Consider the following 25,494-nt stretch of genomic DNA (forward strand, 5'->3'; position numbering starts at 1 on the left):
CACTTGACCATCCGGGGCCAGCCTGCCATACTGGGACTATGAAACAGAATAAAACACACCTCCCCCATTTCAGGGAGCAGGAACCTATTCCTGAGGCGCTACAGAAAGCAGCCCAGATTGCAATCAGTGAAGCCCTTAAGGTTCAACAAGAAGAAAAGGTACTAATTGTAACCAATCCAGATCATGAGGTAAGTCTTATTGCCCGGGCCCTGTATGACAGTGCCCTTGATGCGGGGGGACGGCCGGTCCTGATGTATCAACCGGTGAAGACCCAGCTCGATTTTGCGGAAGAACTGGTTCTAGCGGCCTTTCAGGCAAAGCCGGAGGTATTCATCTCTTTAAGCGCAGAGAAACTGGGTAAGGATCGACAGGGCATTGCCCACCCCTACGAACATGAAGGGATCCAGTTTGACCACATTTTTCACCTTCAGATGTATGGGGAAAAAACCTGTCGGGCCTTTTGGTCCCCCAGCACCACCCTCGAGTCCTTTATTCGGACGGTGCCTATCGATTACTCCATACTGAGCCGGCGGTGCGCAAAAATAAAAGAGGTGCTGGATGCGGCGGTGGCTGTGCACATTACCGCCCCCGCAGGCACCGACATTACCCTGGGACTTAAGGGCCGTCAAGCTCGCCTGGACGATGGAGATTTTTCCAGACCAGGAACGGGGGGTAATTTACCCGCCGGGGAGACCTTCATCAGCCCTGAAAACGACACCGCCCAGGGAGTTATCGTCTTTGATGGGTCCATAAGCCTCCATCAAGGGGACATCCTGATTCATAGCCCTATCCGCTGTCAGGTTGAACGGGGCTACATCACCTCTATAGAAGGAGGGGAAGAGGCGGCCCTGCTCCGGGAAACTATTCAACTAGCAGAATACAATGCCTACGAATACGAAAAGACGGGGAAACTTGCACCCGGCAATGGAGCTACCTATGCCAAGAATGCCCGCAACATCGGGGAGCTTGGGATAGGCTTAAATCCAGCGGCCCACATCAGCGGGAACATGCTGGAAGATGAAAAGGCCTTCCATACCTGCCATTTTGCGATCGGCCATAATTATGATGAAGACGCCCCCGCCCTTATCCATCTCGATGGTCTTGTTCGGGATCCGACGATTGTGGCAACCATGGCCGATGGGAAAACTGTTACCATCGAAATAAAGGGAGAACTCCAGAAGGAATTCTTATAACAGCAGAGGGCGAACTCACCGTTGTAAAAAAGGGATCTCATTCATCAGGACTCCTTCAGTACGAGGGGTGTCCCTAAAAGGGCCCCTTACTCCTCGGGCCTTCTGCGAGCCAAGGGGGGCCTTCAAAGGGTCCCCTTATTTTTTAAGCCTTCCCCTGTCTGAGCGGATGGCTCCTCGCCGTCTATTCCCGGACAGGGATTTGTCTCCGGATGGGAGGAGATGAGCGTTTCAAGGGACGCCGCAATTCGCTCAAGCAATGGACGATCCAGAATATCCAGCGCTTCCTGGAGCGCCTGCACCCATTCTTTAAAGGAGGGGGTCTTCCATTTTTCTGCCAGGGCCTGGGCCTGAATAATGAACCGTTGCCATTCATCCAGAACAAACACCCCCTTCATTCCCTGTAGAGGGTCCCATAAAAGGGAGCGTATTTCCTCAATAAAAAGGGAATAGGGGCCTTCTCCCAGTTCGCCCTTGAGTTTTCCCGCTTCCAGTTCCCAACTTTCTGACGATTGAGCAGAAAGGGAAAGGATCTCGGGCCAACCCTCTACAACATCTTCGCTCGATTTTACCAGGGGTATTAAAACGGTAAAACAGGATCCCGCCCCAGGGGTACTCTGGACAGAAATCGTTCCTCCCAGTTGCTCACAATAACGTTTCACGATGGTAAGCCCTAACCCTGTTCCCCTGCCACTCTGAGAAGAAGAAGGGTCCTGGTAAAAGGCTTCAAAGATATGGGGGAGATGTTCGGGGGCAATGCCTATGCCCGTATCTTCTACTATTATTTTTAATTGTTCCGCCTCTCGACTCACCTGAACTTTAATAGAGCCCCGATTGGTAAATTTCACCGCATTTCCTAGCAAATTAATAAGAATATGCCGGAGCTTTTTAAAATCCGTCCATATCAGAGAAGGAACCGATGGTTCTACCATCACAAGACAGGAAACTCCCTTTGATTCCAGGGAAAGACTAAACATTTCTGTTACATCCTGGACCACCTTTTTTATATTCCCTTCGGTTATTTCCACCGTATCCTTACCTGCCTCAAGACGGGAAAGTTCCAGCGCATCGTTAATAAGGAGTAACAGTTGAATACTTGCCCGTTCTATCGCGATGGCCGTAACGTGCTGGCTCGAATTTCTTAAGGCCTGCACCAAAATTCTTGCATATCCAATAATGGCATTAATAGGGGTTCGGATTTCGTGGCTTAAATTGGCAATAAATTCGCTTTTTACCGCATAGGCCTTTTCCGCCGATTCCTTTGCCTTTGTTAATTCTTCCTCGTACTGGATACGGGATTTAAGCTCTTCTTCTTGAAGTCGAATTCGCTGGAACTGGGCAGACCACCACCCCACTAAAAACAGGATTCCCAAAAAGGTTATCACATAAAATATATATGCGGCCGGAGTCTCCCAGAAATAAGGAGTCTTAATAATAGGGATAGAAAGAAGAGCCTTACTCCATTCTCCTCCACCAATAGAGGTCCGGACCTGAAACAGATAGCGTCCTCCCCGAAGGTTTGAGTACAGGGCAAAGCGCCGGTTCCCCGCATCTACCCAGTCAGGATCTATACCATCCAATCGATACTGATAGCGGATATCCACAGGGGTATTATACTGAAGGGTTGCAAATTCCAATTCAATGAGATTTTCCTCGGGGGAAAGAAGTATCTCTTCCAGGAAAGCAGAATCCTGGGAAATCCTATAGGGGGACCCCAAAACTTTTACATTCGTTAACCGAATAGGGAAGTTCCCCTTATCCCACCGATAGGAAAATTCGCGAATAACATTAAGCCCCCCGGGCCCTCCAAAAAAGAGGGTTCCCTCTTTGTTTTTAAAAGAGGCTGCGCTAAACTCCATATCCTGGAGTCCATCGAGCATTTCAAGATGAACAAGGAAGCCCGTATCCGGATGATACAGGTTAAGGCCATAGGCGGTAGCAAGCCAGAGGTATCCCTCTTTATCTTCTTGTATTGCCAGGACCGAGCTATCACTGAGTCCCTCTTTTTTAGAGATGGTCCGAAAGGTGCCGCTTTTTTCATCCAGAAGAGAAAGCCCCCCAAAGGCGGTCCCCACCCATATTCGCCCCCGGGAATCTTCCAGGATACACCGAACAGGGTCTGCGGGAAGCGACGTAGGATCCCGTGGATTATGGACATACCGGACAAAATCACCCTTTTCTGGATTAAGACGATTCAGGCCGCCGCCGGTTCCCACCCAGATACGACCCCGGGAATCTTCGTAAATCACATACACCAGATTGTTACTCAAACTTGCGGGATTCTCCGGGTCATGAACATACCGTTGTCGTTCTCCTGTCTTAAGGTTCCAGCGTTCTAAGCCTTCCCGAAAATACCCTACATACAGATATCCCCTGGGATCCGCATACAGGGCATACACCGTAGGATCTTGAATCGGATTCGTTTGCCGATCCATCACGAAGTCCAGGCGCTCAATCTGCCCTGAGAGGGGATCGATACGGTTAAGGCCCTCATTCGTACCAATCCACAGGGCCCCACTATAATCTTCCACAATGGCGTTAACCATATTATGGGTAATTCGGTGGCGTTCATCACTCCTGTCTGTATAATGAATAAATAGCTCTTTCCCCTTATCTCGCCGGGAAACCCCGCCATTCAAGGTACCAACCCACAGGGTACCCCGACGGTCTTCACAAATGGCGGAAACTGTACCCGCCGCAAGGGAGGCTCCATCTTTTGGGTTGTGTTGAAATATCTCAAGGGGGATTCGGCGGGGATCCGTTTTATTAAGACCACCCCCGTTCGTTCCTACCCACAGAAGCCCAGAGTTATCCCGATACAGGGAATACACTACAGGATGGGAAAGACTATACTTATTTTCTGGATCGGGGAGATAGGTTTGATATGTATGAGTTGCCTTATCAAATACATAAAGGCCCCCACCCCAACTTCCCACATATATTTTCTCCGGGTCTGAAACTTCCAAAACATAAATTTGATTATTTGGGAAAGGGTAGACTTCTACTTTTTCGTGTATGTAATCAAAGCGAAGAAGCCCCCCACCCCAGTTACCCAACCAGAGGGTTCCATTCTTATCAAATTGGATAACCATCACCGAGTCGGCGGGCAGGATAGCCGTTCCCTGCTGGGCCTTTCCTTTACGATACACCCGGCTACGGCCATCAGGGAAAATCCTCAAAAGCCCCCCATAGGTACCAACCCAGAGGCTGTGATCAGGGCCTTCCTGTATTGCCCGGATGGAAGGATGGGGAAGTTCTTCCCCGTAAGGCCGAAAAGAACCGGTAGTTTCTTCAAGAATCGCAAGGCCCCCAAGGGTTCCAACCCATAAACGTCCCAGAGAATCCCGGGTAATCGCCGTTACAATATCATGAGGGAGACTATCCTTTCGGGTGGCATCCCGTACATAGGAAGTAAACTTCCGGTTTTTAATATCAAAACGCGCAAGTCCTTTATAGGTGCCTATCCAGAGAATATCCTCTTTTTTATCAAGGTACATGGTCTGGATCTGATTATGAGGAAGAGAATTAAGCTCAAAGGGTTCGTTTTGAAACACCAAAAACTGATATCCATCATAGCGAGCAAGACCATTTTTCGTTCCAAACCATAAAAAGCCCCGAGAATCCTGGACAATACTCGAAATTCCTTCATGGGGAAGGCCCTGCTCACGACCAATCCGCTGAAAAAGTAAATCCCCTCCTTGCGCAGGGTATAGCACCTGAAAGAAGAAAAGTAATCCTATTAATCCAACATGCCTTTTTTTCGTCTTACCCTTTTGTATTTGTAGCCACTGGTTCATCGGTCAACACGTCCTGGGGGAAGAATTTAGCGGCACATTCCGGACAAAGACTATGAGAAAACATAACCCCCGTATGTTCAGAAATATATTTTTCCACCTGGGTCCAGTATCCCGCATCATCCCGAATTTTCTTACAATGGGAGCAAATAGGAATTATCCCCTCCAACTTACGGATACGGGCAATAGCAGCCTGTAGCTCCCGATTAAGGAGACGTTCTTTTTCGATTGCCTGCCGCAATCGTATATGGGTCCGGACCCGGGCACGGACCTCATTATTATCAAAGGGTTTAGTGATATAGTCTACTCCTCCCGACTGAAATCCTCGAAGAATATCCTCCTGTTCAGAACGGGCGGTAATAAACAGAATAGGGATATCCTGCCATTCTTCCCGTTCCAGGATTCTTCGGGCGGCCTCAAAACCATCCCCATCGGGGAGCATCACATCTAACAAAATAAGGGTAGGGATACGCTTTTCCAGGTGCATAAAAAGCTCTTCTACCGATGCGGCAATTCCAAAAGAATAGGGCTCTTCTTTTAATGCATGATGGATAAGGCGCACATTGTCTACAACATCATCGACAATCAAGACGTGGGGCCGTTTACTCTCGTCAACCATACCTTATACTATATGATACTTCCTCTAAAAAACAAGACTTATTAGAGATTTTAGAAATTTTTGAGATATTTGAAAACGGCCTTTCTTCGTTTTTGTGCCAGGGGCCACCCCTGGCACAATCTGGTAATCAGGACTCAAACATGGCAGCTATTTCTTTTGCATAGAGCTCTACTACCTTATGACGCATCAGTTCCTGTTTATGGGATAGTTCTCGCCCTACCTCAAAGGGTTTGGGAAGCAAAGTGAACTTAAACACCCGCTCAAAGGGTTTAAACCCATTCCGGGGGCTTACCAGGTCTGCCACATCGTTAGCCACAAGTTCGTATATTTCTGGCTGTTGTAAGAGGGTTTCGTAATCCACAATGGGAATATTGTTTTCCTGCGCAAAAGCCATGATGGCATCCTGTTTGGGAACAATGAGGGCCGCCAGATACCTTTGGTCCTGCCCAACCACCATACACTGGGCAATCCATTGGCTTTCCCGCAGTTTTTCTTCTATGGGGGCGGGTTCTACGTTTTCTCCTCCCCGGAGAACGATGGTGTCCTTTGCCCGACCGGTTATCTTAATTTCGTTATCGTAGGTCAGCATCCCCAGGTCACCCGTATTAAGCCACCCATCAGGGGAAAGCACCTTTGCGGTGGCCTCGGGTTTCTTATAGTAGCCCTTCATAACCTGACCACCCCGCACCATGATAAGCCCCTTGTGTCCCGGGGGAAGGCTACGTCCTTCTTCATCTACAACTTTTACTTCCGTATCCAGAATGATCTGCCCCACACAGCCAGGACGGGGTTTGCTGGACCGCCGAACTGCCACCACCGGGGCCGTTTCTGTAAGTCCATATCCTTCAAGCAGGAGAATCCCCACGGCGCTAAAGAAACTATCTACCTGGGCCGGAAGGGCGCCACCTCCTGAAATACCCGCCTGGAAACGCCCTCCCAACTTGGCCTTTATCTTGTTAAAAACTAAGACATTCCCCAGCGCTTTAAAAGGAGTTAAAAGGAGCCAGGGGATAACACCGATAAGAGTGTCTAAGGCTCTAATCCTTCCATGGAAATTAGGGAGTAATCCAAAGGTAAGGTTCCGCATATAGGCGTGGGCAGTGCCCACAGCCACAAAGAAATCAAAGAGATGCTTTTTAATACCCCCTTGCTGCTTAATATTCCGATAGATACCGTCCCGCACCGATTCCCAGATTCGAGGGACACTAGCCATCCAGTGGGGGCGTACCGCTTGAAAATCGGCCAGCATGATGGAGCCCACCGGTTTTGAGTAGGCAATGGCCGTATTAAAACAGGGGGCCACGTACTGCATGATCCGTTCAAAGCTGTGCCACACCGGTAACACCGATAGCCACACCTGCCCAGGTCTAAGATCCACAATGAGCGGAAGGCTTGGTAATTGATGGAGGAAATTGCCATGACTTAGCATGACCCCCTTAGGTTCTCCTGTCGTACCAGAGGTATAAATAATCGTCGCCAGGTCGTCCCGCTGGCCCTTTTCCATTTCCGCTTCTATCTCACCGGGTTTATTTTTACGTCGCTCTTTTCCTATAGAACGAATTTCACTGTAATGATATAACCGAACACCCTTTGTTTTGGCGGCCTGGATCGTTTCTTCTGAAACTCGATCATAGGTGATAAGAATGGTGAGGAGCGGAATTCCCTCCTTTTTCACCAGGATCTTTTCCACCTGTTTTTGATTTTCCGCAAAACTCACCTTACAATCGGAAAAACTCAGGATATAGGCAATTTCAGCGTCTGTGGAATCGCAGCCCCGGGGTACGTCGGCCGCACCAAGAGAAAGAATGGCAAAATCGGTAACAAGCCATTCCTGCCGGTTATCCGAAATGAGTCCTACATGATCCCCCCGTTGAACCCCTATTTCGAGGAGGCCACTGGCAATCTCACAGACCTCTTCATACATCTCCGCATAGGTTTTAGGTTGAAACACCCCCTTTTCATCTTTAGCATACTGGGCAACAATCTGGGGCATCTTTTCTGCCCGAGCTTTAAACATGAGGGGCAGGGTTCGCTCTAACTGAAGGCTCATACGAGGCTCCTTAAAAGAAAAGTTCTATGGAGTGAGCCCAAAGATACGGGATGCAGCACACTCAGTTTTCAGGGCTTACCACCATATTTCAGTTAAATGTAACATATATTGTGAATTTGTCAATCTTGAATGGTGCGGATTAAGCTATAAATTTTACTGCTATAGTCAAAATTTGCCCCTTCTGTTTTTCCAGTTCATCACATGAAAAAGGGCTCGCTAAGGGGATCATCGCAAAAAACAAAAAAAGCCTTCCGGGAAAAGGAGGTGAGAAAACCCGGAAGGCCACGCCTGGCTGCGCCATGGACGATCGAATATGGTGCGGGGATTCGATCGGTCGCTAGAAGCGACTAGATGTACAACCTGGTGCCATCACGCATCGCCAGGAACTGGCTATAAGATAGCAACTTTTAGGAAAAAGGTCAAGCACATAAAACAGAAAAATTTTCAACGTTTTTCATTTTTTTGTTATATTATGCTCATCTTTTCTTACAACCGCATCATGATACAAGAAACAGGCCACCTGGTGGTGTTCGTCTACGGATACTAACTGGGGAATAGCATTCCGGCACTTTTCCATGCGACGGGGACAGCGATCATAAAAATAACACCCAAACCGTTCTTTATCCGGAGAAGGCACATCCCCTGATAACAGAATTCGCTTTCGTTTTCGTTCCACCTGCGGGTCTGGCACAGGAGCCGCTGAAAGGAGAGCCTGAGTATAAGGATGAAGGGGTTTTTCAAAAAGGGCCCTGCTATCCGCAAGTTCTACAATTACCCCCAGATACATTACCGCAATCCGGTGAGAAATATAGCGAACCACCGCGAGGTCATGGGCAATAAAAAGATAGGTAAGTCCCAATTCTTGCTGGAGATCTTTAAACAGGTTGAGAATTTGGGCCTGAATCGACACATCCAGAGCAGAAACCGGTTCGTCCGCGAGAATAAGATCCGGATTCAGGGCCAACGCCCGGGCAATCCCTATCCGCTGCCGTTGTCCACCAGAAAACTCATGGGGATAGCGATTCCTGAAGAAACGAGAAAGTCCCACCTTCTCCATAAGGAATTCCACCCGTTCAACCATTTCCTGCTTTGTCATGGAAATAAGGCCCCGATTCTGATAAATCCTCAGGGGCTCCATGATAATCTCCCCGCTGGTCATGCGGGGATTCAACGATGCATAGGGGTCCTGAAAAACCATCTGCATATTCTTGCGGGCCTTAAGAAGCCCCTTGGCAGAAAGTTTTGTGAGATCCTGGCCATGAAAGATTACCTGTCCCGCCGTAGGACGATACAGCTGGGCCACCGCTCGGGCTGTTGTGGACTTCCCACACCCCGATTCACCTACCAGGCCAAGGGTCTCCCCTTTTTTTACTGAAAAACTAATTCCATCCACCGCCCGGATAAACCCCTTATGAGAACTAAAGGGCCCCCCTCCGGTTGGAAAGTGGAGCTTTAAGTCCCGTACTTCTAGTATGGTTGTACCGTGATTCATGCTCGATTCTCCTCATATAGCCAGCACGACGCCGTATGCTCTGTTCCTACTGAGACAGCCGGTGGATATTTTACCTTGCATTGTTCCATTGCAAACTCACACCGGGGATAGAAGGGGCAACATTCCGGCAAGTCTATGACGTTAGGGGGTTGTCCCTGAATAGATTGGAGTCGTTCATGAGCCACCGTATCAAGCCGTGGGACCGAGCGAATCAGGCCTTGGGTATACGGGTGTTTAGGATTAGCAAAAATCTCATCCACCGGGCCCTGTTCCACAATACGCCCTGCGTACATAACACATACGGTATCGCAAAGACCTGCCACCACGCCCAACGAATGGGTAATCATGATAACCGCCGTTCCTAAACGGCTCGTTAACTCCCGAATTAAGTCGAGGATTTGGGCCTGGATAGTCACATCCAGGGCGCTGGTAGGCTCATCGGCGATAAGAATATCGGGATTACAGGAAAGAGCCATGGCTATCATTACCCGCTGCCGCATCCCTCCCGAAAACTGGTGGGGATAGTTATCAATCCGTTTTTCTGGCGAAGGGATCCCCGCAAGCTTCAACATCTCGATAGCCTTATCCAGGGCATCTTTTTTTGAGAGCCCCTGGTGCAACCGTAAGGTTTCTACCATCTGGGTAGAAATTTTTAAGAAGGGATTTAAGCTTGTCATGGGGTCCTGGAAAATCATAGAAATCTTATTGCCCCGGATTTTTCGAATTTCCCGGGGACTCATTTTCAAGAGATCCTGCCCCCGATACAAAACCTCTCCCCCCATAATTTTCCCCGGGGGGAAGGGCACCAAATTCATGATAGAAAGATTGGTCACGCTTTTGCCCGAACCAGACTCTCCCACCAAACCAATAGTTTCTCCCTGCCGCAGATTAAAAGAAACCCCATCAACGGCCTTTACTATACCTTCATCCACATAAAAATAGGTTTTTAAGTCCTTTACCTGTAGTATTACTTCATCGGTCATCGTATGTCTCCATCGAACTTCAGGTCCGGTTCTTGCTCTGGGGATCCAGGGCGTCTCTAAGTCCATCACCCAAAAAGTTCATCGCAAAAAGAAATATGGTCATCGCAATAGCAGGGAACAAAAGTCGCCACGGATACAGTTCCATGCCTTTTACGCCATCGGCTACGAGGGTTCCCCAGGAAGCCGCCGGAGCAGAAACACCAAGCCCCAGGAAAGAAAGGAAGGACTCATTCATGATAAAACTGGGCATCTGAAGGGTAGCAAAGATAATAATGACCCCCAAGGTATTCGGTAACAGGTGCCTGAAGATGATCCGCCCCTGGCTTGCCCCCATAGAACGGGCGGCTTCCACAAATTCGGAATTCTTTAAACTGATAATTTGCCCCCGTACCACCCGGGCGATGGTAAGCCATGAAACCATTGCAATAGCAATAAAGAGAATAAAAATGGAATTCTCATTGTCCTTAACCAGGGACATTAAAATAATGACAATAAGCATATACGGAAGCCCATAGAGAACATCCACAAAACGCATAAGGAGATTATCGACCCAGCCGCCGGCATATCCAGAAATTGCTCCAATCACAATACCAATAAGTACCGCCGTAATGGTTCCCACAATACCGATCCCGATCGAGATCCGTCCGCCGTAAATAATACGGGCAAGCATATCGCGGCCCAAGTAATCGGTTCCTAAAATATACACCCGCTTATGCACAGGATCATGAGCTACCGTTTCTCGCAACAATTGGAGTTCTGTCTTTTGATATTCTAGTTCTTTTTTAAGATCCTCCCGATCTTGACGCTGTAAAACTGTTTCCAGTTGTTGAATCCGAGTCTCTACTTTCTTAAGGGCCAGTTCCCCAGCGGGGGAAAAAGAAGGGGGTAAATTGGCATGCAACAAATTTTGATCATTGGGGCCATACAACGGAAGGATTGGTGCAAAAAGGGATATAAAGAGATATAAAAGCACCACATATAGCCCTAATAGGGCTAAACGATTTTTTTGTAGTCGCTTCCAGGCATCGTACCACAGGGAAACGGGTTTTACCTGTTGATTAAATTCATTGACCACATGAGAATTTTTGTTCGCCACCGCAGTAACTCCTATTTGTAGGCTATCCGGGGATCCAGAAGGCCATATACGATATCCACTACAAAGTTCATAATCACCAGAATAAGGGAATATATAATGATATCTCCCATGATAAGGGTATAATCCCGATTAAGGGCCGATTGAATAAATATTTGTCCCACGCCGGGGACCTTAAAGACCTGTTCCACCACTACAGACCCTGTAATGATCCCCGAGAAGGCCGGTCCCAGATAAGAAACCACGGGGAGCAACGCGCCTTTAAGCACGTGTTTAAAAATCACTACTGGCTCGGCGAGGCCCTTTGCTCTGGCCGTACGGATATAATCAGAACGGAGCACTTCGAGGATAGATCCACGGGAAAGCCGGGCAATATAGGCAAAGTAAGGGAATGCGAGGGTGATCATAGGAAGAATTAGGGTTTTCCAACCTGCCCGAGTATTAAGCCAGCCTGAAGCGGGAAGCCAATTTAATTGCATGGCAAAAACCAGTTGCAGAACCGGACCAATCACAAAAAGGGGAACCGTGATACCAATCACTGCAAAGGACATGGCGATGTAATCAGAAAGACGATTTTGCCTGAGGGCAGAGATGATCCCCGCAAGGAGCCCCAGAATCACGGCCAAGCCCAAAGAAAGGGTTCCCAACGTAATAGAAACGGGCATGGTGGCTGCAATCAGTTCGTTTACCGTCTGATCTTGGTATCGAAACGAAGGTCCTAAATCACCATGCAAAAGGTCATACAAATAATAACCATACTGTTTATAAAGGGGCCAATCCATATGATATTTTTTTAGGATATTCTGTAACACCTGCTCAGGGATCTTCTTTTCCGAAGAAAAGGGTCCCCCTGGAGCAAAGCGGATAAGAAAAAAGCTGAGGGTAACGATAACAAACATCGTTGGGATAATACTCAGCAACCTTCGGATGATAAAACGAAGCATCCTTTCCTCCACAATAAAGTTACCGGGTTCTATAAACCCACTTGCTCTGAAAAATCTTTTTTCTCGGAGATGATTTTTTCACAGCAAGAGGGTCTATCAAAGAAATAACAAAGGGGGCTGTTGCCCCCTTTGGTTGGGTCCCTCTAACAGAGCCCTATTATTTTATTCATTCTTAATCTTATTTCTTGCGGGAAATATATTTCCAGTGATGAACTCCAAGGGGATTCCCATACCATCCATCCCACTTAGAGAGATCGATAAGATCGAGATCGGTATACCAATAGAGAGGCAGCATAGCCTGGTCTTCGGCAAAGATTTTTTCCGCTTCCATAAGAACATTGTTCCGTTCTGCTCCCTCAGGCATGGTAGCGGCTTTCTTTACCAGTTCGTCAAATCGTGGATTAGAGTAAAGCCCATCGTTATTACCGCCACCGGTGATAAAGAGTTCCAGGAAGTTAGAGGGATCCATATAGTCTGCCACCCATCCATGGCGAGCTACGTCGAAGTTATGAGAATTAGAACGAGTGTCCAGGAAGGTTTTCCACTCTTCATTCTTAAGATTGCAGGTAATCCCGAGGTTATTTTTCCACTGTTCCTGGATAAACTCGGCAATCTTCTTGTGTCCTTCGTTAGTGTTATACAGGATGGTAAATACAGGGAATCCCTTTCCATCTGGATATCCCGCCTGAGCAAGATATTCCTTTGCCTTCGCCACATCGTAACCAACCCCTGGCTGAGGAGTAAAACCAGGCATGGCAGGCGTAAAGGCATCGGTGGGGATCTGGCCTCCCTTAGTAACTTTTTCTACCAGGGCTTTTTTATCTACCGCTGCTGCAAGGGCCTTTCGTACGAGGGGGTTATTGAAGGGGGCCCGTTGATTGTTAAAGCAGTAATAATACGTGGCAAGCTGCGGATTTACCTGATAGTAGGGCTGAAGCTTTACTTCATCAATCAGATCCGTGGGAATCTGAGTATCCCAGTCGATTTCTCCCTTCAGGAACATATTATAGGATGTTTTTTCGTCCGTCACAGCCACGATCTTAAGCGAATTGAGCTTCACATTCTTGGCATATCCCAATATTTAGGATTTTTTACCACAAAGATGTAATCCTGGGGCTTCCATTCCTTAAGCACAAAGGGACCATTACCCACAAAGTTTCCCGGTTTTACCCACTGATCACCATACTTTTCAATCACATGCATGGGCAGGGGAGAAAACACATAATGGGGCGTCATATCTACAAAATACGCGGCAGGGCCCACAAGGGTTACCTGCAGGGTATAATCATCCAGGGCCTTTACCCCCACCGTAGCAGGATCAGTGGTTTTACCCTGGTTAAATTCTTCCGCTCCCTTTATGATATACATCATATAAGCATATTCTGCCGCCGTTTCAGGCTTAAGCGTCCGAATCCATCCATCGACAAAATGCTTTGCCGTAAGGGGAGTTCCATCGGACCACTGACTCTTACGAAGCTTAAAGGTTACAACCGTTCCGTCCTCGCTTATCGTCCAGGATTCGGCAATACCGGGAATAGCCTTTGATGTTTTAGGATCATAAATAGTAAGCCCTTCAAAGAGAGCCATGTATATCCGATGCTCGGGAACCCCCTGAATAAGAGAGGGATCAAGCGTTTGTGGCTCCGCCGCATTATTCACGATAAATTCAGCCTTATCGGCAGTTGGACCACAGGCGGTTACCACAAGGGCCAATGCCAATACACCGAGGGCACCAAAGAAAATCGATCTTTTCATACCCGCTTCCTCCTTGAAACAATCTAGAAGAGGCCAGAATAGCCCCCTTCTACTATGACTCAATATATATACACCGCTCCCCCTATTTAGGCAACTATTTTAGGCGTCTATTTTGTAAAAATATACACTTTTTTGTATATAAATGACATTTATATATAGTTTGTCGCAATTGACAGAGATTCTTACTCGCCGTTATACTATGGTTTTATGAAACCAATCAGTCATGTCTATCGGAATCGAATCATGGAAATGGTGGGAAAAGCCCATCTTCAATTAGTGGTTACGGAACACAATGTGTATCAAATTGCAAATAAAGAGCTATTACCCTATATAGATGGAATCTTGGATGAACTGGTACTTCCCGAATCAGGAATAGATGGGTTTGAACACCTAGAAGAACTGCTCCAAAAGGCCAAGGAAGGAGCGTCCTGTCTTCTTTTGGTAGAACATTACAGTAATTTTGATTTACCCGTCATAAGCTATCTCTTAAGGAAAAACAGCGAAAGGGGCGCAGAAATTGCCGACGCCATTGTGGCAATTGCGGGGCTCAAACTAAACGAATCCAACCCTATCGTTACTGCCTTTACCGAAGCCTACACGCGAATCGTGATTTATCCGAGTCGCTCTTTAGCAGGGCTTGACCCCGAAAAGGACCGGGAAGAAATTGCCCGAAGCAATGCCATTAACCGGGCAGCGATGAAAACATTAAACAAAGTAAAAAAGGAAGGAAAATTGATTCTCGTTTTTCCCGCAGGAACCCGCTATCGCCCCTGGGATCCAGAAAGCAAGCGGGGGGTCCGGGAAATTGACTCCTACATCAAATCCTTCGATTATTTTTGCCCCATCGCCATTAACGGGAATGTACTCCGTATTCAACCGGGGGACATGGCCGAAGACCTGGTGTGCCAGGATGTGGTGAAAATTACCGCGGGACCGGTCATCCGATGCCACGATTTTCGAGAACAGGCCCAGCACAAAGCAGAACTAGTGCACGGGGCCGACAAAAAGCAGGCCACCGTGGATGCGATCATGGACATGCTTGAACAGATGCACCAGGAAGCAGAAAAGACCCGCCCCCGCCGGGAAGACCAAATATAAAAAGCCCCTACCGTTTGTCCGTTCGCCGTTTCCAGCGGATGTACACCTGGCGGCCCGGCCCATTTTCCTGGGGTCGTTCATCAATTTCAAATTGAGGAAGGGCCCGGAACAGATCTCCCAGTTTCTTAAAGCCATAGTTGCGGGGGTCAAATTCACTGGACCGATTGGTGATACTCTGTCCCACCGACCCCAGATAGGCCCAGCCCGATTCATCCGCCAGGTCTTCCACCGCATTCCGGAGCAACGAGATAAGACGGCGATCACCCTTTATATCTCGCCCTGGCTTTGGGGCTGGCTTCGATTCCAGTTCATCCTCTTCTTCTTGCTGTTCCTTAAGGATTTCCGTATAAATAAACTTGTCACAGGCTGCAACAAAGGCCTTGGGGGTCTTCTTTTCCCCAAAGCCATAGACAATAAGCCCACTTTCCCGAATGCGGGCCGCTAAACGGGTAAAATCCGAATCACTGGACACGATGCAAAACCCGTCCAGCTTTTCGGTATACAAAAGGTCCATGGCGTCAATAATCATGGCGCTGTCGGTGGCATTCTTACCGGTGGTATACGAAAACTGTTGAATCGGCTGGATGGCATACTCTAGGAGTTTATCCTTCCAGGAACGCAGGTTATTACTCGTCCAATCCCCATAAATTCGCTTTACGCTGGCCACCCCATACTTGGCCACCTCATTCAACAACCCCTCAATAATGGCGGGCTGAGTATTATCCGCATCGATAAGAACCGCCAGTTTAGCCTGATGGGGGCCGCCGTTTTGTGACGGCCCAGGATATGGATACAATGGCATAGCTGCCTCCCCTCTTAAGATTCCTCAAAAAGTGATGTCTTTATTCTTCGCATATAACTTATTTTACCCAGGGAGATAGATTTTTCCTCCCCCTGGGGATGGGTTTTTAAAACAAGAAACAACTCGCTGGGCTTTTTTTCTAAGGCTTTTGGCTCTCCTACATACTTAAGGGGCTCTCCATGGGGGCCCCGACAGAGTACCTCCAATAACGAATGATGGGTAAGGGCCTGTTCTACCAGGCGGACCTTACCGACATAGTCAAGCCCCCGGGCCTCAAGCCGTTCATAGCGAACCGATTGGGGGATGAGTTGGCCCTCGGTAAGGATAATGCGGCGCTCTATCCGGTTGCGAAATTCCTCTTCCTGCTCGGGGGCAAGGGAGAGTTCGGCCAATTTTTCTTGCAACCCTGTACGAAGGCGAGCCGCTTCGTCTTTGGTATCATCCTGTACCAGGGGCTCCCCCATCCCTTCCCCCAAGGGAACTACCGGCACGGTTGAGGGAAGGGGGAAAAAATGCCATCCCCTGTTTGAAGAATGGGGGCCATTTTCTTTATCCTGGGGGATCTTCTTAATAGAAGAAAGCGGGAAGCCTCCACCAGGACCGTTTTCAGGGTGGGGTGGCTGGGCGATAATATCTACCCCCGCCGCTTTAAGGGCACCCTGCACCGGAGCAGGATCCCGCACATTCAAAAGATAGACCCCTGGCGCAAGGGCTCGCCAAACATACGATTTAAGCGGCTCTGTTTCGGCCAGGTACTGCCGGTCCTTTCCAAGAACCAGCACGGGCCCCTGATGAATCATCACACTGTAATAGCGCCGCTCCCATTCATCCAGAAGATACGAAAGGTTTTCAGGTATGGGATAGTCGCACAGGCGGCGCAGAAATTCTTTAATATCCGTGGCGCTCCAGCCCCTATCAAAGGCCCGTATCACATCATCCCGGTTAAGTTCAAAATGGAATGTCCGGTCTATCCCCACCAGGCGACAGAAACGCCCCAGACTCAGGAATTCTGCGAAGGTAATCCCAGGAAACACCACGATGCTCTGGACGGATTCAACATGGATTTTTCTTTCCCCCTCTGAGGAAGAAAGCATGTGTACCCGCCGCCACTGCCCCGATCCTTCAGGCAAGAGAAACCCAAACCAGGCAAGGTACTCCCACAATGAATCCGAACGACGGGAAAAAGGATGGGGTTCCTGGGGGTTTGTGCCCCAGCGACGCTCCCTTCGTTGCACCGTCCTTTCTACGAGAATGAGCACCTTGCGGAGGTCCCGGGAAGAATAATTTCGATTCTCTGAAAGGGCTTTTAAAAACGAAAGGAGTACCTGAAGCAAATAGTGAAAACGACGACGGCGCTCAAAAAAAGAAGGTTTTTCCTCCTTTCGGAGCCACAGTCCCACGATGAGGTAACTTAAACGGAGAGGGCTTTCAAGACGAGCAAATTCTTCTAAGGCCGGCTCGTTCCAGGAAAGAACGCCCTCTTCCAGAGAAAGGAGCCCCAGGGCCTCGCAGGCCCCAATCATAGGAAGAATTTCCCGGGCTACATCCCGCTGAGGAAACAACCGGCTTACCTGCGCAAGGGCCTTTTTGGTAAAGGTTCCGTCCTTTTTAAAGAGATCCTCCCCATGCCACAGAAACACCAGGAGGGCCCCAAATGTAAGATCCGTCCAGGGAACAAAAACAGGGCCTGGACACCCAGGTTCATTTCCGCCGAATCCTTCCCGTACCGCTTGGGCAGCGGAATCCTCTTTTGCAGTGAAGCGTGATGACGGCAAAGAACCAATATTCCGAGGGGCCGAACCAGACTCTGGAGGGATTTTTTGTGTATCCCCAGAGGAAGAAAAGAGCAGAGCCGGGCTCAGACGCTTCTCTATAATCGAACGAAAAAGGGGATTCACCGCAAGTCGCGCCCCCCCCTCATCGGTACATCGAAACACAATAAGCCGTTCTTCCAGGTTCACGAGCCGTTCGTGTAGTATGCCCAGGGAATATTCGGCCTCAAAAAAGTAGAGCACATCGGCCAGCTCCGGTTCACCCAGGAACAGAATCGCCGCCACACACTGCCAATCAAAGGGATCCAGATAAATTTCTACCGCCCGTTGTACCTCATCCTGGCTTAAAAAACTCTGAAGGTCTTCCACCAGCCGGGACTTATTATAGGGGGTTTTGACGGGACCCAGATAGGCCCGGATAAGTTGCAAAAAGGTCCCATCCGGTAACGCCAGGAGAGCCTCTTTCCATTTTTCTACAGAAGGGAACGAGTAGTTCCATGAAGCCTGTTCAGCCATGAGAAACCCCGTGGGATGACGCAGAAACAGGGGATTCTGTACCCGTCTTCAGTTCGGCGCCCTTTGTGCGGCGCTTTTGCTCTGTTTGCCCCTGCCCCGGAATGGGTTGAAAACCTGGAGTCCCCAGATAGGTCAGTTCTTCTTCGGACCAGTACTGGATTGAATAACGATACCCCTGCTCTGTTAAGAATTGCTGGCGATGAGCGGCATATTCTTCTTCCACCGTATAACGAGAAACAAGGCTGTAAAAATAGGCGTTCCGTTGCTTGGGCCGCAGGATGCGCCCCAGCCGTTGGGCCTCTTCCTGTCGGGAACCAAAGGAACCGGAGACCTGGATAGCCACGGAAGCATCCGGCAAATCGATAGCAAAATTGGCCACCTTAGAAACCACGAGGATTCGCCGTTCCCCCCGTTTAAAGGCCTCATACAGAACTTCTCGCTCCTTATTGGGGGTCTGCCCCGTGATAAGGGGCACCTTCAGGGCCCGGGCGAGGGCTTCGAGTTGACTGATATACTGTCCAATTATAAGGATGTAATCCTCTGGATGATTGTCCACCAACTGCATCACCGCGGGGATTTTTAAGGGATTTTCACTGGCCAGTCGATACTTAGCCCGGCCCTGGGCAATGGCGTAGGGAATCCGCAGGTCTTCGGGCAAATCGATACGAATTTCGATACACCGGGCCTCGGCAATCCACCCCCGTTGTTCCAGGTCCTTCCAGGGCACATCGTAGCGTTTGGGACCAACCAGGCTAAAAACGCTATCTTCGTTGCCATCCTCTCGCACCAACGTGGCCGTAAGCCCCAGTCGCCGCACCGCCTGAAGCTCCGCCGTGACCCGAAAAACCGGCGCAGGCAACAGGTGGACCTCATCATAGATGATAAGGCCCCAGGGCCGCTGGCGAAAAATCCTAAAATGGGGAAAGTCCTCTTCCTTCCGGGGTCGCCAGGTAAGAATCTGATAGGTCGCCACCGTAACGGGGGCTACCTGTTTTGCGTCTCCCGTATATTCGGCAATGTCCTGTTCTGTCAGGCTTGTCTTATCAAGCAGTTCATCAATCCACTGATGGACCGCCGCCACATTGGTGGTCAGAATAAGGGTATTGGTTTTAAGCTGGGCCATTACCACCATTCCCACGATGGTCTTCCCCGCACCGCAGGGAAGCACCACCACCCCATAGCCGCTGCCGGGGGCCCCCGTCCCTAAAACGGCCCGGGCGGCTTCAAGCTGGTATTCCCGGGGCGCAAAGGGCTTTCCTTCCCGGCTTGTATTCCGTAAAGCAATCTCCAGCGGGGCCCCCTCGGTAAGAGGAGCCTCATCACAGACGGGCCAGAGAAGGCGGATGCATTCCTGTTTTACCACCCCCCGATGGAGCATCGATAACGAGAAGGCCTGCCGTTCCGGCAAGGGAGAAAGGTATTTTGCCAGGCTTCGAGAGGCGGCAAGCTCCGTCCAGATGGCCCTATCTGCACAGGTCAGGAGAAGCGTATCGGGCGGGAATGAAGCATCCTCAGGTTTTTGCAGACGGAGTTTCCCATACCGGGCCATCAGGTCCTGATAAAAGAAAAGACTCTGGGGCGGAAGGGGATAGCGGGAATAGCGCTGCAGGGTAGTGACCACATCTTCCGCAGAAAGGCCGGCGCTTGCCCCATTCCATAAAGAAAGGGGGGTGATGCGATAGGTATGAATATGCTCAGGGGATTTTTCAAGCTCCGCAAAGGGAAGGATCGCCGCCCGGGCTTCCTCAGCCCTTTCGGCATGCACATCCAGGAGCAGGGTCCCATCACTTTGAACAATAAGAGGATTTGCGCCGTCCACTGCCATAACAGGTTATTGTATCAGGGAGAAGAAAGCGATGCAACGTATGGGAGGATTTTTTAGATTGATGGCCCCATTCTGCACGATGATTCTGCACCAACACAGATTACCTTGTTTCTATCTTTTACCCCAAGGGGAGGGAGACCAGACAAAACGAAAAAACTGACCCGGAGCCGATTCGAACGGCCGACCTGCTGCTTAGGAGGCAGCTGCTCTATCCTACTGAGCTACCGGATCAGACAGGAGTGTTATACCCCGCAATGAGTTACGCTGTCAATGAGACCCTCTGCTCTACCCTTGTCCTTACCGGCTAAAACCGGTACACTCAGGCTATCCGCCACGCCGGTATATCGGCAGAGGCGGGCCCCATACCATCGGTGAAACCATCACAGATCTTGAACCCTGAGGGATACCCATGGCAGACACACCTATCAAACGAGTATATGTCGAAAAAAGATCAGGTTTTGACATAGAAGCCCGTCATCTGCGCCAGGATGTGGCCCACTTTCTTGGAGTCCAATACCCTGAACTAACCCAGCTCCAGGAAGTACGGATTCTCCATCGGTACGATGTGGCACACCTTACGGATGAGGACTTCCACAGGGCCTGCTCATTGGTCTTTGCGGAACCCCAGTGTGACTCCTTTTTCATTCAAGAAAGGGTACCCCATGCAGAAGGGGCCAGCGTGTTCGGCATTGAATACCTCCCGGGTCAGTACGACCAGCGGGCCGATTCGGCAGAACAATGTGTAGAACTTGCCGTAGGGGTCCGCCCCCGGGTTCGCTGCGCCCGAATTTTTGTTTTTCGGGGCCCCCAGGGCCCCCTCTCGACAGAGGCCCTCAGGGCCATAAAGCGATACCTTATCAATCCGGTAGATTCCCGAGAGGCTCCCTTAGAGCTACCGCCAACCCTGGATGAAACGACAACCGAACCATCCGATGTGCCTGAAATAGTGGGGTTTATCACCATGAAGGATGATGAACTAAAAGCCGTCCTTTCCCGTTATGAATTAGCCATGTCTCTGGCGGACCTTCAGTTTTGTCAACGGTACTTTTCTTCTATCAAACGGGATCCTACCCTGGCGGAACTACGGGTGTTAGACACCTATTGGTCAGACCATTGTCGACACACCACCTTCACTACCATTTTAGAAGAGGTCACCTTTAGTGAAGGAGCGGAAAACGAAAAACTCCAGCACATGTGGCACCGCTATACGGAACTTAGAAAAGAACTGTACGGAGAAGCTGCTGATACCCGGCGACCTCCAACGTTAATGGATATAGCCACCATCGGGGCTCGGTACTTAAAGAAACAGGGGTTGCTCCAGGATCAGGAAGAGTCCCCTGAAATCAACGCCTGCTCTATTCATGTAACCGCCCGCTTTACCGATGGGACCGCAGAACCCTGGCTCCTCATGTTTAAGAACGAAACCCACAATCATCCTACCGAAATAGAACCCTTCGGGGGGGCCGCCACCTGTCTTGGAGGAGCCATCCGGGATCCCCTTTCAGGGCGGGCTTATGTGCATCAGGCGATGCGAATAAGCGGCGGCGGGGATCCCCGGACACCCCTGCAGAAAACCCTTCCAGGGAAGCTCCCCCAACTGAAGATAGCCCGGGAAGCGGCGGCGGGGTACTCTTCTTATGGGAACCAGATAGGGCTTGCCACCGGTCAGGTAGCGGAATTCTATCATCCCGGCTTTCTTGCGAAACGAATGGAACTCGGCGCCGTGATTGGGGCGGCTCCCCGGGCATGGGTCCGGCGAGAGGACCCCCAACCAGGGGATGTGGTGCTCCTGGTGGGAGGGAAGACCGGTCGCGACGGCATTGGGGGAGCCACCGGCTCTTCCCGGGCCCACACGGATAGTTCTGTGGAGACCGCCGGCGCCGAAGTCCAGAAGGGAAACCCCGTGGAAGAACGTAAACTGCAGCGCCTTTTCCGAAATCCGGCAGTAACCCGGATGATAAAGCGCTGTAATGACTTCGGCGCCGGCGGGGTCTCGGTGGCCATCGGAGAATTGGCCCCGGGCCTTTCCATCGACCTTGACCGGGTTCCCAAAAAATACGAAGGCCTGAACGGGATTGAGCTTGCCATTTCTGAGTCTCAGGAACGGATGGCCGTGGTAGTGGCCCCGGAGCAGACGGAGCCTTTTATTCAGGCCGCAGCGGCAGAAAACCTTTTGGCCGTACCGGTGGCTACCGTAACAGCAGAGCCGTGCCTTCGGATGTACTGGCAGGGGAAAACCATTGTAGACATAGAACGGTCCTTCCTTGATACGAACGGGGCGCCCCGGTCGACCAGGGTACGGGGCGCCCCTCCTCTCTCAGAGAAAGAGGAGCATCGCGTCCCACCGGGCTCCGGATCGGAAGGACAAGAATCTTCCCCACAACCGGCGTCTTCCTCCACCCGCCCCGGGAAAGGCCCGGCGCCGGCAGATTCTCCGCAGCAGGGGGTACCCCATACCCCCACCGCAACAGGCCTCCAGCAATCCCCATCTGGAGAACAGATATCTCCCTCTTTGACAGGGAAAACCAGACATTTGCAGGGGAGCCCCCTTTTCTGGGACCGTCCTGAGGGGCTCCTCAGGGCTCAGCCAGGGACATACACCGCCCGGGCCCTACTCGACGCCCTTGAACGGGAACTGCGGTCCCTGCGGAGTGGAAGCCGCCGGGGGCTTCAGGAACGCTTTGATGGATCTATCGGAGCCGCTTCAGTTCTTTTCCCCTGGGGTGGGAAAGAACAGGGAACACCGGAATGCGGTATGGCGGCCCTGCTTCCTTCATTAGAAAAAGAAAGCCGGACCGCGAGTCTTTTCACCTTTGGATACGATCCCTATCTGGCGGAACAAAGTCCCTACGAAGGAGCAAAGGGGGCAATCCGGGAAGCCCTGGCAAAATTTACCTGTCTCGGGGGAAATCCCTGGCAGGCCCGCCTTTCCCTGCAGGAATATTTTCCCCGCTGTGAAACCCCTGAAAAGTGGGGGAAGCCCCTGGCAGCCCTGTTGGGGGCCCTCGAGGCTCAGCTCGAATTACGGGTTCCCGCCATTGGCGGTAAAGACAGCATGTCCGGTACCTACCGGGACCCCAGGAATCACATTGAGCTTGAGGTTCCCCCCACCCTTGTGGCCTTTGCGGCGGGGACCACCGAGGCATCCCTCGTTCGATCCGGCGCTCTTTCGGGGGAAGAAGGGAATCTCCTGGTGTTGCTGTATCAAACAGCAGAAAATGAATGGGAGTGTTTTCGCAAGAACATGGATCTCGTTCAGGCCCTTACCGCTCAGGGGGCGATTAGGGCCGCCTATCCCGTCCAGGCCGGTGGGGTCCTCGTAAGCCTTGCCCTTATGGCTTTTGGGAACATGACGGGAGTGGAGGTTCAGGCAGCAGCGGCTTTGCTTCCTGATGCAAGATGGTATCAGGGTTCGGTGCTTCTTGAAATAGATCAGAGCGCCTTTGAACGTCCTGCTTCGGCGGTTCAGTCTCTTCTGGAGGAACACCCCTCCGTAAAGGTTGTGGGACGCACCCTCCCTAAAGCCCTGTTCCGCCTGATTCTCGATACCGGCAATGAAGCATCCCTTTCTGAGGAAGAAAACCCAGAACGGTTCGTGGCTGAAGAGTCCCTGGAAAGTCTCAGACGGGCCTATGAATATCCTCTGTTGCAGGTGTATCCCCAGACCTCAGGGGGCGCAAGCGCTGTAGAACCTGCAGGCGAAACGGAGGCCCTTCAGCTTCCCCTATGGCAGAGGGAAAAGTCGAACCAACAGGGGCCTCTATTTTCTGCCCATCCCCTGCGGGGGCTTGCACCGCTGGTGGTCCTGCCGGTTTTTCCGGGGACAAATTGTGAATGGGACATGGAACGGGCCTTTCGTCGGGCCGGGGCCCGAACCAAGCAGGTCCTCTTCCGCAATCGGGACCGACAGGATGTGGTGGAATCAAGCCGGGAGCTAGCGGCCGCCATCCGAGAAGCCCAGATTCTTGCATTTTCAGGGGGCTTCAGCGCAGGTGATGAACCGGAAGGGTCGGGCAAATTCATTGCCAATGCTCTACGCTCCCCCCTGGTACGAGAGGCGGTGCTTTATCTGCTAGAAAAGCAGGATGGGCTTATCATCGGCATTTGTAATGGGTTTCAGGCCCTGATTAAGGTGGGTCTTTTGCCCTATGGTGAATACCGGGACGCCACGGCAGGCATGCCCACCCTTACCTTTAACCGGATTGGGCGCCATGTGTCCCGGATGGTCTACACAAAGGTGATGTCTAACCGTTCCCCCTGGCTCGCATTAGAACCCGTCGGGACCATCCACACTATTCCCGTCAGCCATGGAGAAGGGCGCCTCGCCGTGGAAGCATCGATGGGAGCGGCATTGTTCCAGGCAGGGCAGGTCCCATTCTGTTACGTAGACCAGGAGGGCCGCCCTACCATGGCAGAGCCCTGGAATCCCAACGGTTCAGCCTTTGCTATCGAAGGACTTACCAGCCCTGACGGCAAAATCCTGGGGAAAATGGGCCATTCGGAGCGCTGCGGCCCCTTTGTCCATGTGAATATTCCAGGCAACAAGGAGCAGCGGATTTTTGAAGCGGGGATACGCTATTTTGCAGGATAAGGGGCGACCCCCAGAAGGGGGGCTTTCCGCCCCTCTGGCAGAAACCCTGGGAACCGCGGCGGGAAGGCCCGGCAGGAGCATTCACCTGGCAACTAAAGAAATACCCTTCTAAAACGATGGGGTCTTACTTTCTGTCCCCATCGTTTTTTGCCGGTCGTTTTACCGCACCTTCATGTAGTTAGAGCCTACTTTTTTAAACTTAAGCTGGGGTTCCAGAATGATTCGTATATTTTCCACCTTATACTGGAAAGTAACTGGTAATGCGTCATGGGGATATCGCTCTAGCGTGACTTCTCCCTTATACAAGGTGTCGGTGCTTTTAACTACCCCTAAAAACCAGCTATCGTAGTTCCTGCGACCATACCCGTCCTTTTTACCACAGAGGACGAGCATGTCGGGTTTTAACTCCTCCGCTACGGCGGGTCTACTTTTGGTGATTATCCACGTTCCCGGCACCCAATATTTCCCATTGCTATAAAATTCCTGGATTTCCGCTTCTCCCTTAGTTTTGTCTGAGGGAGGGGTAAGAATTTTCCCCAAAATATAGGTACCTTCAAAACGGTCCGGAGCATAATAAGTGACTAATACTTCTTCTGGTTGGAGGTAATTTTCCTCGGGAGGCGTAACTCCCGCAGGGAGAGGTCCGCCTTGATTAAACACAATGATACCATCTTTTTGGGCTTGTGCAGGGGCAACCGCAGGCGAAGCAGGTTTTTCTGCCGGCTGAGCGGCCTTTTGATTTTGCGTGTTTTGTGGTGTTGCTTCCCGGGAGGGGGGATTCCCCACCCTAATAGAGAAAGAGGCAGGGGTTCCCGAACAGGCTCCCATAAAAATACCCATAAGGCCTATTCCTACCACTAACCATCCGAATCGCATGATTAACCTCCTGTATTGTAAATTTTTGAATACAAATGTACGTCGTATGGCATGCTTTGTCGTCCTAAAATGAAAAATGGGACTAAAAAACAAA

Annotated in this window: 16 protein-coding genes and 1 tRNA gene; 3 read left to right on the forward strand and 14 right to left on the reverse strand. The window is 50.6% G+C overall.

The window, feature by feature from the left end:
* The first annotated feature begins 38 nt into the window (after positions 1–38).
* Positions 39–1,193, forward strand: coding sequence for an aminopeptidase (locus C5O22_RS03685; protein ID WP_132779845.1), 1,155 nt, complete (start codon positions 39–41; stop codon positions 1,191–1,193).
* Positions 1,194–1,315: 122 nt separating this feature from the next.
* On the opposite strand, the gene C5O22_RS03690 is transcribed toward C5O22_RS03685, so the two are convergent.
* From C5O22_RS03690 to C5O22_RS13725, 9 genes are all read right to left on the reverse strand, one after another.
* On the reverse strand, positions 1,316–4,906 hold the full coding sequence (locus C5O22_RS03690) for a two-component regulator propeller domain-containing protein (RefSeq protein ID WP_165910389.1): 3,591 nt from the start codon (positions 4,904–4,906) through the stop codon (positions 1,316–1,318).
* A gap of 49 nt (positions 4,907–4,955) precedes the next feature.
* Positions 4,956–5,603, reverse strand: a complete 648-nt coding sequence (locus tag C5O22_RS03695) for a response regulator (protein WP_132779847.1) — start codon at positions 5,601–5,603, stop codon at positions 4,956–4,958.
* Positions 5,604–5,730: 127 nt separating this feature from the next.
* Positions 5,731–7,653: an AMP-dependent synthetase/ligase gene (locus C5O22_RS03700; protein WP_132779848.1), complete on the reverse strand. Its 1,923-nt coding sequence runs from the start codon at positions 7,651–7,653 to the stop codon at positions 5,731–5,733.
* A 454-nt stretch (positions 7,654–8,107) separates the two neighbouring features.
* Positions 8,108–9,145, reverse strand: coding sequence for an ABC transporter ATP-binding protein (locus C5O22_RS03705; RefSeq protein WP_132779849.1), 1,038 nt, complete (start codon positions 9,143–9,145; stop codon positions 8,108–8,110).
* The gene (locus C5O22_RS03710; RefSeq protein ID WP_132779850.1) at positions 9,142–10,128 is read right to left on the reverse strand and encodes an ABC transporter ATP-binding protein; all 987 of its coding nucleotides are present in this window, start codon (positions 10,126–10,128) and stop codon (positions 9,142–9,144) included. Before C5O22_RS03710 ends, C5O22_RS03705 begins: the two co-directional genes overlap by 4 nt.
* Before the next feature lie 19 nt (positions 10,129–10,147).
* On the reverse strand, positions 10,148–11,203 hold the full coding sequence (locus C5O22_RS03715; RefSeq protein ID WP_165910400.1) for an ABC transporter permease: 1,056 nt from the start codon (positions 11,201–11,203) through the stop codon (positions 10,148–10,150).
* 32 nt (positions 11,204–11,235) lie between these two features.
* A complete protein-coding gene (gene oppB / locus C5O22_RS03720) occupies positions 11,236–12,165 on the reverse strand; it encodes an oligopeptide ABC transporter permease OppB (protein ID WP_132779852.1) in 930 nt (309 codons plus the stop codon).
* 178 nt (positions 12,166–12,343) lie between these two features.
* On the reverse strand, positions 12,344–13,225 hold the full coding sequence (locus tag C5O22_RS13720; RefSeq protein WP_279432186.1) for a peptide ABC transporter substrate-binding protein: 882 nt from the start codon (positions 13,223–13,225) through the stop codon (positions 12,344–12,346).
* Positions 13,222–13,920, reverse strand: coding sequence for a peptide ABC transporter substrate-binding protein (locus C5O22_RS13725; protein WP_279432187.1), 699 nt, complete (start codon positions 13,918–13,920; stop codon positions 13,222–13,224). Before C5O22_RS13725 ends, C5O22_RS13720 begins: the two co-directional genes overlap by 4 nt.
* A 207-nt stretch (positions 13,921–14,127) precedes the next feature.
* On the opposite strand from C5O22_RS13725, the gene C5O22_RS03730 reads away from it, so the two are divergent.
* Positions 14,128–15,018, forward strand: a complete 891-nt coding sequence (locus C5O22_RS03730; RefSeq protein WP_132779853.1) for a 1-acyl-sn-glycerol-3-phosphate acyltransferase — start codon at positions 14,128–14,130, stop codon at positions 15,016–15,018.
* A 7-nt stretch (positions 15,019–15,025) separates the two neighbouring features.
* On the opposite strand, the gene C5O22_RS03735 is transcribed toward C5O22_RS03730, so the two are convergent.
* The 4 genes from C5O22_RS03735 to C5O22_RS03750 form a co-directional block, all read right to left on the reverse strand.
* The gene (locus C5O22_RS03735) at positions 15,026–15,820 is read right to left on the reverse strand and encodes an NYN domain-containing protein (RefSeq protein ID WP_132779854.1); all 795 of its coding nucleotides are present in this window, start codon (positions 15,818–15,820) and stop codon (positions 15,026–15,028) included.
* Between the two features lie 14 nt (positions 15,821–15,834).
* Positions 15,835–18,108 (reverse strand): helicase-associated domain-containing protein, encoded by a 2,274-nt coding sequence (locus C5O22_RS03740; RefSeq protein WP_132779855.1) that lies wholly within the window; start codon positions 18,106–18,108, stop codon positions 15,835–15,837.
* The gene (locus C5O22_RS03745) at positions 18,101–19,933 is read right to left on the reverse strand and encodes a DNA repair helicase XPB (RefSeq protein ID WP_132779856.1); all 1,833 of its coding nucleotides are present in this window, start codon (positions 19,931–19,933) and stop codon (positions 18,101–18,103) included. Before C5O22_RS03745 ends, C5O22_RS03740 begins: the two co-directional genes overlap by 8 nt.
* A gap of 157 nt (positions 19,934–20,090) precedes the next feature.
* Positions 20,091–20,164: transfer RNA gene (locus C5O22_RS03750), tRNA-Arg, on the reverse strand.
* Between the two features lie 178 nt (positions 20,165–20,342).
* Here C5O22_RS03750 and C5O22_RS03755 point away from each other — a divergent pair.
* Positions 20,343–24,524: a phosphoribosylformylglycinamidine synthase subunit PurQ gene (locus C5O22_RS03755; RefSeq protein ID WP_132779857.1), complete on the forward strand. Its 4,182-nt coding sequence runs from the start codon at positions 20,343–20,345 to the stop codon at positions 24,522–24,524.
* Between the two features lie 159 nt (positions 24,525–24,683).
* Here the strand turns inward: C5O22_RS03755 and C5O22_RS03760 are convergent, their stop codons facing one another.
* Positions 24,684–25,400 carry a hypothetical protein gene (locus C5O22_RS03760; RefSeq protein ID WP_132779858.1) on the reverse strand — a complete coding sequence of 239 codons (717 nt, stop codon included), beginning with the start codon at positions 25,398–25,400 and terminating at the stop codon, positions 24,684–24,686.
* Positions 25,401–25,494: the final 94 nt, after the last annotated feature.

This window comes from Treponema sp. J25, assembly GCF_004343725.1.
Classification (GTDB): domain Bacteria; phylum Spirochaetota; class Spirochaetia; order Treponematales; family Breznakiellaceae; genus J25.

Coding starts and splice junctions, on each gene's coding strand:
- C5O22_RS03685 (WP_132779845.1), top strand. CDS start 39: ATGAAACAGAATAAAACACACCTCCCCCATTTCAGGGAGCAGGAACCT.
- C5O22_RS03695 (WP_132779847.1), bottom strand. CDS start 5,603: ATGGTTGACGAGAGTAAACGGCCCCACGTCTTGATTGTCGATGATGTT.
- C5O22_RS03700 (WP_132779848.1), bottom strand. CDS start 7,653: ATGAGCCTTCAGTTAGAGCGAACCCTGCCCCTCATGTTTAAAGCTCGG.
- C5O22_RS03705 (WP_132779849.1), bottom strand. CDS start 9,145: ATGAATCACGGTACAACCATACTAGAAGTACGGGACTTAAAGCTCCAC.
- C5O22_RS03710 (WP_132779850.1), bottom strand. CDS start 10,128: ATGACCGATGAAGTAATACTACAGGTAAAGGACTTAAAAACCTATTTT.
- oppB (WP_132779852.1), bottom strand. CDS start 12,165: ATGCTTCGTTTTATCATCCGAAGGTTGCTGAGTATTATCCCAACGATG.
- C5O22_RS13725 (WP_279432187.1), bottom strand. CDS start 13,920: ATGAAAAGATCGATTTTCTTTGGTGCCCTCGGTGTATTGGCATTGGCC.
- C5O22_RS03730 (WP_132779853.1), top strand. CDS start 14,128: ATGAAACCAATCAGTCATGTCTATCGGAATCGAATCATGGAAATGGTG.
- C5O22_RS03735 (WP_132779854.1), bottom strand. CDS start 15,820: ATGCCATTGTATCCATATCCTGGGCCGTCACAAAACGGCGGCCCCCAT.
- C5O22_RS03740 (WP_132779855.1), bottom strand. CDS start 18,108: ATGGCTGAACAGGCTTCATGGAACTACTCGTTCCCTTCTGTAGAAAAA.
- C5O22_RS03745 (WP_132779856.1), bottom strand. CDS start 19,933: ATGGCAGTGGACGGCGCAAATCCTCTTATTGTTCAAAGTGATGGGACC.
- C5O22_RS03755 (WP_132779857.1), top strand. CDS start 20,343: ATGGCAGACACACCTATCAAACGAGTATATGTCGAAAAAAGATCAGGT.
- C5O22_RS03760 (WP_132779858.1), bottom strand. CDS start 25,400: ATGCGATTCGGATGGTTAGTGGTAGGAATAGGCCTTATGGGTATTTTT.